The following is a 13,047-nucleotide window of genomic DNA, read 5'->3' as shown; positions in this document are numbered from 1 at the left end:
TCAGCCGCGTTCGAGCAAGTCCTGCACGATGGCGTGCCCACCGCGGCCAAAGCGCGCATAGCGGCCGCGCGCCGCCTCGATCAGGATCGGCAAGAGGCGCAGCGGACGCGCTGACGGAAGTTCGGCCCTGAACCGCTGGTGCGCAACCTTGTCGCGCTGTGCCTCCAGGTAACGGGCTGGCACCCTGGTGCCGAGTTGCTGCAGGCGCTGCAGCAGCGCCTCGGCCCGGCGCAGACGCGCCACGTGCTTGTCGCCACGCTCGACAAATGCCTTGGCGATCTTCTCGGACAAGGTGAGCCGCCGCGCGCCGATCTGGTTGCTGGCGTGCTGGCGGTAGTCGATGGTCGGTTCGGGCAGCACGTCCATGCGGCCGATGGCCGCGGCCACGGCGGCCAGCCACTCGTCGTGCACCCATTCGGGCGCGAACGGCAACGCCGTGTCGAGCAGGGTCTTGCGGAACATCGTGGTGGCGCCGGTCACGAGATTGCGCCGCAGCAGCACGCCGAAGGCCTCGCCATGCGCGATGGCCGACAGTTCCGCGGGCTGCACTTCCAGTGCGTGGAAGAGCGTGGAGCCCAGGGGCTCGAGTTGGGCATCGACCAGGCGCGCGTCGGTGTGGAGCAGCAACAGGTCGGGACGGGACTCGAATTGCGCCACCATGCGCGCGAGCCGGCCAGGATGCCAGGCATCGTCCTGGTCGCACAAGGCAATGAGGTCATGGCTGCAGGCGCGCACGGCCTGCTCGAAATTGCGCGTGACGCCCAGCGGCGGCACGTTGCTGAACACGCGCAATTCGATCCGATCGGCCCCGCCGCACTGCGCAAGGGTGTCGCGCACGACGGCCAGGGTGTCGTCGGTCGAACCGTCGTCGGACAGCACGATCTCCCGCGGCAACGGCGTCTGCGTGCAGATGCTGCGGATCTGCTCGGGGAGATAGCGCGCGCCGTTGCGGGTGCAGAGCGCGACGGAGACGTCGAGGGCCATCAGACCGGGGGCAGGCGGGGCGGCCAGGCGTAGCTGAAGTCCTCGCGGGCCAGCATGAGGTTGGGGCTGTAGGCGGGGTCGTTCTGGATGAGATCGCCCCAGCGCTGGTGCATGTAGGCGGACTCTTCCTGGAACTGCGCCTGCCTCTTCGGGGACATGTTCTTCGAACGGGTCGCGGACTCGTAATGGAACAGTTCCGCATACGGCGTCCAGACATTGCGCAGGCCCGCTTCGCGCAGGCGCAGGCAGAAGTCGATGTCGTTGAAGGACTCCTTCAGATGCACTTCATCGAGGCCGCCCACGGCGAGGTAGTGCCGCTTCTGAATCACGAGGCAGGCCGCCGTGACAGCGGAGAACGATTGAATCAGTGCAGCGCGGCCGCCATAACCTTCACGCCCGACCGGCATGCCCCGATGCGCATGCGCTGCAATGCCGCCGATGCCGAGGATCACGCCTGCGTGCTGCAGTGTCCTGTTCGGATACCAGAGCCGGGCCCCCACTGCCCCCACACCCGGCTGAACGGCCAGGCAAACCATCTCGCCCAGCCAGTCGGGCGTGATGACCTCGATGTCGTTGTTCACCAGTGCGAGGATTTCGCCGTTCGCTGCGGGGATCGCACCGTTGTTGAGCGCCGAGTAATTGAAGTCGCGGTCGTCGCGCAGCACGCGGACATTCGGCTTTTCCGAAGCAATGCGCTTGAACCAGGCGAGCGTGTCCGGATCGTCGGAGCCGTTGTCGACGATGATGATTTCGTAGTTCGAATAGCTGGTCTTCGCGAGGATCGACTCCACGCACTGGCGCGTCAGTTTCAGGGCGTTGCGCGTGGGGATGATTACCGAAACCAAGGGTAAGACATCGGGCAAGGCGTAATGCACCCGATAGCCGAAGTCGAGGTGTTCGGCCGTGGCGCGCACACCGGTGCGCACGAAGTGCTCGTTGAGGGCACGCTCGCCCGCGATGGCCGCATAGGGCTTGGCGCTCATCGAACGGGCCGTGCTCTCGCTGTGCACGCGCCAGTGATACAGCACGCGCGGAATGTGGCGGATCTGCCCGGGTTCGACGCGCTCCATGCAGCGCAGCACGAGGTCCCAGTCCTGCGAACCTTCCATGCCAACGCGGAAACCGCCGACCGAGCGCATGAGCTCGGTCGAGAGCACACCAAGATGGCTGAACATGTTCTGCGAGCGGAAGAGATCGACGTTCCAGTCGCACTTGAAGTAGGGGCCGAACCGGTGGCCGGCCTCGTCGACCTTGTCCTCATCGGAATAGATCAGCTTCACGTCGGGATGGGTCGCGATGCAATCTGCCACCCAGAAGAGCGCGTGCGCGGGCAGCAGGTCGTCGTGGTCCATCAGCGCGACCCAGGGGCCCGAGACCAGTTCCAGCGCACTGTTGGATGCGGCCGAAATGTGGCCGTTCTCGGGGCGGAAGAAGACCTTGATTCGGGGGTCGCTCTCGCTGTAGGTCTTGAGTATCTGGCGCACCTCCGCCGAGGGAGAGGCATCGTCGGCGATGCAGAGCTCCCAGTTCGGGTAGATCTGCGCCCGCACCGATTCGATGGCCTCGCGCAGCCAGCCGGGGTTCGGGTTGTAGGTGGGCATGACGACCGAGATCAGGGGCCGGTCTTTCATGGCGGCCACGCGCTGGGCAATGCGGTCGCGCAACTCGGGCGTCAGCGTGTCGTAGCGGCGCACCCAGGACGAATAGTTGTTGTAGCCGCCGAAGCGCCGGCCCAGCTCCCAGCGGATGCCCGGCCAGCCCGATTTCTTGAACATTCGCCATGCCCGCTGAACGCGCCCCATCAGTCCGGGGCCTTGCCAGAGTCCGGCCAGGCCGAGGATGAATCGATAGACAGATTTCATAGGATGCGCATCGCGGAGAACGGGTGAGGCGGAGCTTGTCAGGAAGTACCTGAGATAGACCGAGCAATGCCGAAACATGGAGGGCCGACCTTGCGGGAGGGGATTATCTTCGCAACCACGCGCAACAAAGGACAGCCGCAGCCGTTTCGCCCCAAGACCGATCATCGGAGGGCTGCCCGTAAAATTGGCTGGTTAAAAAGCTAAAGGAAAACAATGAGGCTACTCTCAGTGGTGCTCTCGGGAGGCGCCGGTTCCAGGCTCTGGCCTGCTTCGCGCCAGGCTTTTCCCAAGCCATTCATGAAGATCGGCGACTCAACGCTGCTGCAACAGGCCGTCGAACGCGGTCAGGCCTGCGGCACGGGCGACCTGATGATCGTTACAAACAAGGATCATCTGTTCCTCACGAAGGACGTGCTCGGGCAGATGAGCGACCCCCCGGCCACGACCTTTCTTCTCGAGCCCAAGGGACGCAACACCGGCCCGGCCATCGCGTTGGCTGCGCTGCAGTGCGCGCACCAGTTCAGCGGCGATACGGTCATGCTTGTTCTTTCTGCAGACCACCTCGTGCCCGACGTGCATGCTTTCGTCGCCAGTGCGACCGAGGCTTTCCGCCTGGCCCAGGAAGGCAACCTCGTGGTATTCGGCGTGAGCCCGACGAGCCCCGATACGGGTTTCGGCTATATCGAGGTCGAGCATGTCTCGCGCGAGAGCCAGGGAGTCAAGCGTTTCGTCGAGAAGCCCGACCTCGAGACAGCACAGAAGTACCTGGCCACGGGTCGCTACTATTGGAACAGCGGCATGTTCGCCTTCACGGCAGACACAATCATCGCGGCCCTCGAAAAGCATGCCCCCGACGTGATCCGGGCAGCAAGGCATGCTTTGGAAACTGCCAAGACCGCGGGCGAATCCGTGAATTTCGATCTTCATGCATTCGGCCTGCAACCGGACATCAGCATCGACTATGCAGTGTTGGAACGCGCCTCCAATGTTCATGTGGTTCCCGCCAAATTCAGCTGGAGCGACGTGGGCTCCTGGCCCGCCGTTGCCAACGCCTTGACCCCCGACGCCAGCGGCAACACGTTGCCCGACGACGTGGTGGCACTCGACACGACCGGTACGCATGTGCAGGTCGAGAGCTATGGACCGAAGGTCGTTGCTACCGTGGGCGTCCACGACCTCGTGATCGTCGATACGCCAGACGCGCTGCTCGTGCTCCACAAGGACAGTGCACAGAAGGTGAAAAAAGTCGTCGATGTACTGAAGGCCCGCAAGCACGAGACCGTGCATCTGCCGCCAGTGGTCCACCGCCCGTGGGGCACGTACGCCTCGCTCAAGGAAGAAGAAGGCTACAAGGTCAAGCGAATCACGGTCCGGCCCGGTGAAGCGCTCTCGCTCCAATATCATCACCAGCGCGCCGAGCATTGGGTAGTGGTACAAGGCCAGGGCATCGTGCAGATCGGAGACGTCGAGCACCAGACCCTCCCCGGCCAATACCGCTACATTCCCCTGAAAGAGAAACACCGCCTCACCAACACCGGCGACGAAGAGCTCGTGCTCATCGAAGTGCAGTGTGGTGGCTACCTGGGCGAAGACGACATCGTCCGCCTTGCGGACACTTACGGACGTACATGAGCCAAGTCCATTCCAATCTACACCGAAGCGCCTTATCTGACTGGTGGCAAGGCACCCGCCGCACCGACATCTGGTGGACCCTCGCCTGGTTCGACATTGTTCTGCGCTATCGCCGTTCGATGCTCGGCCCGATGTGGCTCACCTTGAGCATGGGCGTGATGATCGGCGGCATGGGCCCGCTGTATAGCTCGCTGTTCGGCACCGAGCTTTCCAGGTTCTTTCCGCACCTGGCGCTCGGCATCATCTTCTGGGGATTCTTCTCCAGCATCGTTACGGATGCCTGCAATGCCTTCGTCGGGTCGTCCAACTATCTCAAGCAAGGCTACTTTCCGATCAGCCTGTTCGTCTGGCGCAGCCTGGCTCGCAACTTGATCCAGTTTGCCCATCAGATCGTGCTTTACATCCCGGTGGCGATCTGGGCCGGCATTTCGCTATCCTGGTCGGTATTGCTCGTCTTGCCGGCTTTTGCCATCCTGATCATCAATGCGCATGCCTTGGGACTGCTGCTGGGCCTCATCTGTACGCGCTATCGCGACGTCACGCAAATCGTCACTAGCGTGATGCAGATGCTGATGTTCCTGACGCCGGTGTTCTGGCTGCCCGAGAGCCTTCCCGGACGCGCCAAGTACGTGCTGTGGAATCCGTTCGCACAAATGCTGGACCTCCTGCGCACCCCGCTGATGGGCGGCGTTGCACACATCCATAGCTGGATCGGCATCCTGGTCTGGACGGTGATGTGTCTGACCCTCGCCATTCTTCTGTTCTCGAAGTACCGCCGCCGCGTCGTCTACTGGCTCTGATCCATGGCATTCATTTCACTCAAAAACGTCGCGGTCAACTTCCCGATCTATGGCGCTGGTGCCAACTCCCTCAAGAAGACGCTTGCAGCCTCCGTGACTGGCGGACGCTTCGGCAAGGAAACCGGCGTGACCGTGGTTCAAGCGCTCAGTGGCGTCAACCTCGAACTCAAGAGCGGTGACCGGCTCGGCCTGGTGGGTCACAACGGCGCAGGCAAGTCGACCTTGCTGCGCACGCTGGCCGGCGTCTACGAACCGTCGTCGGGCGAGTTCACGCGGCAGGGCTCGGTCGCCAGCCTGATCGACCCGTCGCTCGGCATCGAGATGGATGCCACGGGCATCGAAAACATCATGCTGCGCGGACTCGTGATGGGCATGAGCATGAAAGAAATCGACCGCCTCACGCCCGACATCTGCGAGTTCAGCGGACTGGGCGAGTACGTCAACATGCCGGTGCGCACCTATTCGACCGGCATGATGATGCGGCTTGCGTTCTCGATCTCGACCAGCGTTCAGGCAGACATCCTGTTGATGGATGAATGGCTCTCGGTGGGCGATGCGGAGTTCACCGAGAAAGCCGAAAAGCGGATGAGAGACGTGGTTTCGAAGTCCGGCATTCTGGTGCTGGCCTCGCATTCGCCTGAGCTGATCGCCAAGGAATGCAACCGCGTGATCCACCTCGAGCATGGGCGGATCGTCGAGCAGTAAAACAAGCAACGACAGGCCTACATCCGCAGGCGGATCACGCTGCCAGATTGCACTCGGCACTGACGGCAAAAATCACACGCCCGGTTGACGTTGATCAGTCCGGCAACTACGCAATCTTTGAGCCCGAACTCAGCGATCTATTCATCGCTGATCAAGAGCGGATGCCGGCGATGCGAATGGCCAAACGAGGCGCTTGCCACGGGCCAAGGCGTCCTTGAACGTCGGCGATTTCTCCATGCCCTCGGTGCACGCGTTCACGGCGCTCATTCGCGTGCCCCGAGAAGTTGTCGGGACGTCGGTCTTCTCCAGATTGAGGGGGTCAACGGTGTGCCACTGCTGCGGCCAGTGCGCGAAGGTGGCAATCCAGAGGTTCGCCGGCGTGTTGCTCATGCTTTCTAAAATACTGCATATTTAAACAGCCCTTCGGCATCCAAGCGTTTTTCGAGCACACCTTCTCGGAAACAGCCGCCGAAGTACCGCGACTTACGGTCACGGCGGTACGGGCGCGCCCATGCCCCTCGAGCAGTGTCGCACTGAAGAGTTTTGCAATTTGATCAAGGAGCAACTTCAACATGCCAACTGCCAGTGCCAACCTAGTTTCGGATCCGGCATTTCGCGGCAACTTTTGCGACTACGTAGACCGCTCGCGCGTCTACGTTCCGAACGGTAACGATCCAGCCGCGCCTCCAGCTTGGAGCATCAATCAATCCGATGGTGCAGGAACAAATCGATGGGGCCTTTTCTCGAGCTTTTCACAGTTGCAGAACGGCGAGCAAGTCATGAACACGGCGTCGGAACAATTGGTCCGACAAGCCAGTCAGGGCGTCCGGCTAGCAACCAGTGGAAGTGCAGCTTACAACGGAGGATGTCGAGTAGCTGGCCAGGGATGGCTTCACCTCCTGCTAGTTGACGATTTTCTTCGCACGGGTCCCGGTTCCTTGCCTGCACCTCACACCCTGCTGACGGTCGGGCGACAGTATTCAATTGACTTGGCGTGCGATTTCCAAGTCATCAATAGCGACTCGCAGGCGCACTGCACAGCAGACCCGAACAATCCCAACATGTTCCCCCTGACACTGCTGCTGTCTGGATTGGATGCTGCGGGAAACATTGAACCTGTGAACGCAGATTTCACAAATCGCCTCTGGTATCAGATTCCGCTCTACGACAATCGAAACCGTCAAAGCACCCAGCAGATCATGAGGGACCAACACTCGTTTCCGATCTTCATCGAAAGCAGCGCCGACTTCTTCACCCCCTCGACGCATGACGGTGGGCCGCGCAGCATTCGTGCGAACTTGAAGGACAGGCTGGTTTCGGCGATCGCACGGGTCACAGCACAGTACGGCGGGAATGTAGATTCGATGAGGTGGGGCATTGAGCACGTCAACATCGGCTACGAAACCTACGGCGCTTGGACTTCAGAGACGAGAATCGACTATCTCCAACTCACTATGACGGGCGATTGGGGCTGACGTCACCACGCCTCCGTACGTCCGACATCCACGCTGGTGAAAAGTTGGATGCTTGCGTCGGGTTACCCTGATCGCGGTGAAAGATCAGACACGCCTGCTTGCTCGCGTGCCGCTTGCACTACGCCATGCGCAGCGCATCGATCACGAGTTCGCGCGTCATTTCATCGCGCAGCGACCCGCCCCACCACCTGGCGGCTGAACAGATCGATCACCACCGCCAGGAACAGCCAGCCCTCATCCGTGGCGATGTAGGTGATGTCGCCCACCCAGGCCTTGTCCGGTTGCGTGACGGTGAATTCGCGGTTCAGCAGATTGGGCGAGATCAGCGCTGTGCCTTGGCCCGGTTGAACAAGGTTTGCTCGACCACGCCCAAGGTACTACCCGCCGCCGCCGCGATGCTCTGGCCGCCTTCGACCAGCCGCATCGCCTCCTGCTTGAACTCAAGCGTGTAGCACGCTCTTGCTGTCTTCGTCATTTCAACTCTCCTTGCTTGCATTGAAACACTCAGCAAGGGATACGTTTTTCGAGGGCAAGGTCAGAAGCCAAAGAAGATCCGCATACGCGTCCGGCATTCAAAAACTCTGTGACGCCCTGTTTTGCAGAGTTATCTTGATCTCAGCCAGTCTGCTTGACATTTCATGTCCTGCAGCATCAAGTGCCAAGTTTTTTTCTGCGCTCGTTTTTGCCCGTTCGCCCAACTCCCTGGCCCAAGCCTGATTTTCATATACGCGCCGCATCAATTGGGCCGCAACTTCGATTGAAGGCTCAGCCCATTCGAAATCGGCATCATAGGGAGGAATCGGACGGCCGAGCTTCTTGAGCTTATAAGGCACAAGAAGACTATTAGAGTCATCCATGAAGTCCACGTTGCCTGAGTAATTGGTGGCGATGACTGGTTTGCCCATCAGCATCGCCTCTGCCATTGTCAGGCCTAGGCCTTCGCTGCGATGCAGGGAAACATACGAATCGCACGCATCCATCAGCGACAGCACTTCGTCCGAACTGTAGACCTGATCGATGATCGTGATATTGCTATCGGCCGCGGCCCGGCGCAGTTCCTCGATTTGCGCCGGATGGCGATCGCCAAACGAAGTCTTAAGCACCAGGCAGACTGGCTCGTCCCGTGTGAATGCGCTCTTGAAGGCGCGGATAAGCCCCAGCGGATTCTTCCGCTCCATGATGCTCATCATGTGGAAGGTAAAGAGAAAAGTGTACTTGCCGCGCTCGAGTCCAAAGTACTCGCGATCGCGCCGCTGGTACGCACCCAGCTTGACCCCCGGAAACAACGTGCGTACCGGAATGGACAAGCGCTCACGCACGCCTTTCGCCACAAACTCCGTTGCGACCCACACCTCATCAACCGTTGCAGCCTGTTCGATCCAGGAGTCCGGGATCGAATCGAACTCCCAGTACCAATAAGCGATGCGGTAGGTGCGCCGGGTGCGTTCAGCCAGATCGACTCGCGCATACACCTCTTCGAAGAACGGCTCAGGTTGCGTATGAATGATGGTGATATCGAAGTCTTCCAAGCCGTCGAACGCGAGGTGACAAGGATCATCTTTCTTGTCCGTCCGAATGTCACGCAAAGAAGTCGCGACGCCTGCGCGCTTGAGGCTATCGACCAGTGCCTCAACCGACACCCGGAGTCCCGAGGGATAGCAAAAATGTCCCAGAACATTAACGCCAGGTGCTACAAGCTCCCTAACGACTGCTTGCTTGTTGAGATGCCTGCACCAGGCACTAACTTCAGCAGAGTGCGTTACTTCATCGGACTGTAGCCAGTCGATGAACGCGGCGCCCTTACTCTCGTCTTCAAGCGCACGCGGATGCTGAGTCTGCCAATGCTCCCGGGCATAGTAGGCCTCCCGCAATTGCTTGGCCGGGGGCACGTCCAGCGGCCATTGCAATGGCTCGATCCAGTTGCCTTCCGCCCGATAAGTTGCGGCAAACCAGTTTGCAAAGGCCCGACGCCCAAAAACCGTCATCGCGTCTGGATAAAGGCGTTGCCATGAGGGTGTGAACAGATAGGCGCGCACCAACTCGAGCGACGGATTCTCGGCCGCCAGCCAGAACAGCCACCAAATTTCTTCGAGGCGCAGTCCCCCCTCGCGCCGCCCGTGCCGAATGAACCATTGAAACAGCGCGGGCCGCCCCGCAGGCGTCAAGCCATGTGGCATCGAGACGCGAACATCGGCGCGATACAGGAAGGTCTGTCGCGCATTTGCCGAGATGTCCGTCGAGAAAAGCTCCTCGATCGCCTCAAAAAACGTGGCAGGCAGACTGAATCGCGCCACACCGTCGGCCTTTAGCCAATGCACGAAATCGCCCGAGATGCCCGCTGATAGTGCCTTGGGGAAACGGTTTCGCACTTCGGCGTTGCTGCGCAATAAGTCCAAACACCAACGCGCAGCCGACCACTTATCGCAAACCTTGTGAGCAGGCTGGGGATTCCACACCACCGCTTCGCGCGGCAACCCCGCCACCATCAGACATGCTTCGTCGTTGAACAAATCCAACGCCCATCGCGACAAAGGCAGTGAACCATCTTGGTCGATGCGCGTCTTGAGAATGTCGCGTACCGACGGTGCGCCGCCGAGTCTCAACGTCGGAATCGCCATGGTGCCATCCATCTCTGGATGGAGATACGGATCCTCATCGATTCCCAAGGTACGGATATCGTCGGCGATACGGCGTACATCTTCGGTCGGGTTTGCATTGCCACGCGTCGCGCCCTCATGATGGACGAGGCAAGCGTGTGGTGCATAAGCCGTACGGTAGCCCGCCCGCCAAATCTGCAAACATAACGCGACATCGCTCATCGCCACTAGATAAGCTTCGTCAAATCCCCCAACTCGCTCGAACGCTTCGCGTCGTACGAGTTGGCACGCGCCCATGATCGCGAGCCAGTTGCGAGGGTGATCTGCCGAGCCAAACACGCTCCATCCTTGACCATCAGCGCTCCGATACATCAGCGCACAAAGGTGGATACCGATCCCCACGCCACCATGCTGCAACTCGAGTGAGGGGAAGATCAGTTTGGTACCAACAACCCCGACTCCAGGCCGCAACGCAAAGCGAACCATTTCCTGCAGCCAGTCCCTCGAGATGACCTCGATGTCGTTGTTAAGGAACAGTAACATCTCCCCATGCGCACACGAAGCGCCATAGTTACAGGCCGCCGAGTAGTTGAACTTCTTCCGGAAATGAACAATGCGAATTTCGCGAAAAGCGCGAAGTTCTTCGTAGTACGCCAGCGTCTCCGGCTCGTCGGAGCCCGTGTCGACAATGATGATTTCCTTGTTGGCATAGTCGGTCCCGAGCAACAAACCGTCCACACACATGCGCAAGAGATGCGCCTTGTTCTTGGTCGGGATGACGATCGACACCAGTGGAGGCTCCTCCATGGGCCACACCACTCGCTGGGTACCGTCGACTTGGGTTTCCGCAACCGCAGCAAACCCTTGCCGCGTCCAATACCTCTCGATAACGGCGCGACAGTCCGCCGCTCTTGGCGTCAGAGCGGCGGGGCGCCCCCGATCACTTCCAAGCTTTCGATGGCACAGCACCTTAGGAATTCGTTGAATCTGTTGGGCAAGGTCGCTTACGCGCAAATTGAGATCCCACTCCACCGCCGTCCCGCCATCGGCAGCAACGCCTGCCCGCTGGACGAGCGAACGCCGAAGCAGGGTCAAGCGACCGAAATAGTTGAACGCGTATAGAAGATCGGGCGACCAGCCCGGCTTGAAGTAAGGCGCATCACGAAAATGCGTCGGCGATTCCTCGTCTTCGTCGCTGTAGAAGATATCCGCTTCCGGAGCGTGATCTAACCCTGCGGCGAATTCGTTCAGCGCGTGCGGCGCCAACAAATCGCCGCAATCCAGGATGGCAACAAACTGCCCTGTTGCTTTCGCGAGCGAAGCCTCTAGGCACGCTGCTTCGCCGCCATTGATTGCGTTGACCACGATGATGCGCGGATCGGACTTTGCCAGTTGAGTGATCAAGGACGTTGTCGCTTGATCTGCGGCATTTGACTGGCACAAGATTACTTCCCACACTCCGTGCGACTGACCACGAACAGAGCCCAGCGTACGCGACAGCCCTTCGGCGGACTCGACGCTGTAGATAAGAAAGCTCACAACCGGCCCCTCGCTCGCAGCGAAGGTCGCCGGAGCAGAACGGGTCTCGCCATTCCGGAGCCACTGAGCGTAGGCCCCAACAGGGGGAATCGACAGCACCACTGCGCTGCCCTCGCCATGAGCTAACGCCAACTGCGTGCCTGCACCAGCCTGCGTGACCGCGCTTCGGCTGTGAATGAAACGAAGCCGCTGGGGCAAGCGCCAAGGGGTGAGAGCCCACCACGCGGCCTTTACCATACGTCTCGCCTGACTCCGCAGGGGAGCCGGAATTTTCGAAACGATCCGCCGTATGGGCCCTGTCAGTCGCCAGGAGGTGGAATTCAGTATGGCTTGATGCTGGTGTGCTGCCTGGATAGCACGTTGATTGGCTTCGGCCACCATCGCATCTCGCGCGCGCAATTCAGCCAATTGCGCGTTGGCACGCCGATGCGTCTCTGCCTCGCGCGCCTCTACTTCAACTCGCTTACTTTCGAGAGCTTCTGCGTTGATCAACGCCTGCGCCAGACTTTTTCGATGGCGCTCACGAAGCAAACTCAATTCGTGCTGAGTCTTGCCAGTCAGTGCTTGTGCAGTTTGAACAAGATCTTTGTAGTGAGCAACTTCCGCAGAAATAAACCTATCAAAGACATTGGGAGGGAACTTGAAAGCGTCAAGCAGTTCAGGATGCTCTTCTGCCACGTAGTAGCGATTGAGGCCGTCGGAGTAGCAATGTATATAGCGCGCAGCTATCAACAATGATTCCCATTGCTCATGGCTTTCAACCCTGGAAAGAGGAAGATCGGCCCCTAGGACTACAACTGGAAGAGTGGCCTCTACGAGGACGATCCATGGCCTATTGCGTTGCCAATCATTCCCTGCAAGGACTTCCTTTTCGAGACCCTCTACATCGACCTTCAAAAAATGAACGGCCTGGGTCTGTGGGATGTGCTTTGTCCAGATGGCCGCCAATGTGGTCAGATCGACCGCTTCTTGCCTTGCGGCCATTCCGGCCGCTTTGTGGCTTTCGGCGATTCGCGGATCGACTGTTGAAAGCCCCGTGTCTCCAATAAAGTTCATCGAAACCGAGCCAATTCGGTCGCCGACGGCAACCCGAAGGTTGATGTCAAGAGGCCTTCTTTCGAGCAATTGGGCGTAGTAGTACGGGTTGGGCTCGATATTGATGCCATGCCACCCCTTGTCGCTGAAGGCTCTAGTCACAGAATCTAGATCAGGAGACCAGGCACCAACGTCCACGTAGAAGCCGACTCGAACGTGACTGAGCGCTCGCCAGAGCATCACGTCTTCAGAATTTTGAGCGTAAGAAATGAAAGGCATTTATTTTTTTGGCCTCACCTGCAGGTGTGGGGAAGGAGGTCAAGATCCGAACAAAGAAAGCGGAGCTTCCGAGTTGACATAGGTAGCATAACCACTTACCTGCGCCTTGGATTCGATGTCCGCCGTCAGAAAAGAGACC

At 59.7% G+C, this 13,047-nt stretch carries 9 protein-coding genes and 1 pseudogene; 4 read left to right on the top strand and 6 right to left on the bottom strand.

The window, feature by feature from the left end; translation table 11 throughout:
- Positions 1–984, bottom strand: coding sequence for a glycosyltransferase family 2 protein (locus ACEOAB_RS02935; protein WP_413749157.1), 984 nt, complete (start codon positions 982–984; stop codon positions 1–3).
- Entirely contained in the window at positions 984–2,759 is a 1,776-nt protein-coding gene (locus tag ACEOAB_RS02930) for a glycosyltransferase family 2 protein (protein ID WP_413749158.1), read from the bottom strand. The genes ACEOAB_RS02935 and ACEOAB_RS02930 overlap by 1 nt, the downstream gene beginning before the upstream one ends.
- A 300-nt stretch (positions 2,760–3,059) precedes the next feature.
- On the opposite strand from ACEOAB_RS02930, the gene ACEOAB_RS02925 reads away from it, so the two are divergent.
- The 3 genes from ACEOAB_RS02925 to ACEOAB_RS02915 are packed head-to-tail and all read left to right on the top strand — an operon-like array spanning position 3,060 to position 5,983.
- Positions 3,060–4,478: a mannose-1-phosphate guanylyltransferase/mannose-6-phosphate isomerase gene (locus tag ACEOAB_RS02925; protein WP_056597606.1), complete on the top strand. Its 1,419-nt coding sequence runs from the start codon at positions 3,060–3,062 to the stop codon at positions 4,476–4,478.
- Positions 4,475–5,278, top strand: a complete 804-nt coding sequence (locus tag ACEOAB_RS02920; protein WP_056597607.1) for an ABC transporter permease — start codon at positions 4,475–4,477, stop codon at positions 5,276–5,278. The genes ACEOAB_RS02925 and ACEOAB_RS02920 overlap by 4 nt, the downstream gene beginning before the upstream one ends.
- Positions 5,279–5,281: 3 nt before the next feature.
- Positions 5,282–5,983, top strand: a complete 702-nt coding sequence (locus ACEOAB_RS02915) for an ABC transporter ATP-binding protein (RefSeq protein WP_056597608.1) — start codon at positions 5,282–5,284, stop codon at positions 5,981–5,983.
- A gap of 141 nt (positions 5,984–6,124) precedes the next feature.
- Here ACEOAB_RS02915 and ACEOAB_RS02910 read toward each other — a convergent pair whose 3' ends face one another.
- Complete coding sequence (locus ACEOAB_RS02910) at positions 6,125–6,373, bottom strand: hypothetical protein (protein ID WP_056597609.1); 249 nt, start codon at positions 6,371–6,373, stop codon at positions 6,125–6,127.
- Between the two features lie 182 nt (positions 6,374–6,555).
- On the opposite strand from ACEOAB_RS02910, the gene ACEOAB_RS02905 reads away from it, so the two are divergent.
- Complete coding sequence (locus tag ACEOAB_RS02905; RefSeq protein WP_157610245.1) at positions 6,556–7,458, top strand: hypothetical protein; 903 nt, start codon at positions 6,556–6,558, stop codon at positions 7,456–7,458.
- Between the two features lie 121 nt (positions 7,459–7,579).
- On the opposite strand, the pseudogene ACEOAB_RS02900 reads toward ACEOAB_RS02905, so the two are convergent.
- From ACEOAB_RS02900 to ACEOAB_RS02890, 3 genes and pseudogenes are all read right to left on the bottom strand, one after another.
- A pseudogene (locus ACEOAB_RS02900) lies at positions 7,580–7,781 on the bottom strand (DDE-type integrase/transposase/recombinase); the annotation flags it as partial.
- Positions 7,781–7,933: a hypothetical protein gene (locus ACEOAB_RS02895; RefSeq protein ID WP_056597611.1), complete on the bottom strand. Its 153-nt coding sequence runs from the start codon at positions 7,931–7,933 to the stop codon at positions 7,781–7,783. The pseudogene ACEOAB_RS02900 and the gene ACEOAB_RS02895, both read right to left, overlap by 1 nt.
- 97 nt (positions 7,934–8,030) lie before the next feature.
- A complete protein-coding gene (locus ACEOAB_RS02890; protein ID WP_056597612.1) occupies positions 8,031–12,908 on the bottom strand; it encodes an FkbM family methyltransferase in 4,878 nt (1,625 codons plus the stop codon).
- Positions 12,909–13,047: the final 139 nt, after the last annotated feature.

The organism is Variovorax sp. Varisp53, assembly GCF_059491555.1.
The sequence above is the reverse complement of the archived record's forward strand: the minus strand, read 5'-3'. Positions and strand labels throughout refer to the sequence as shown.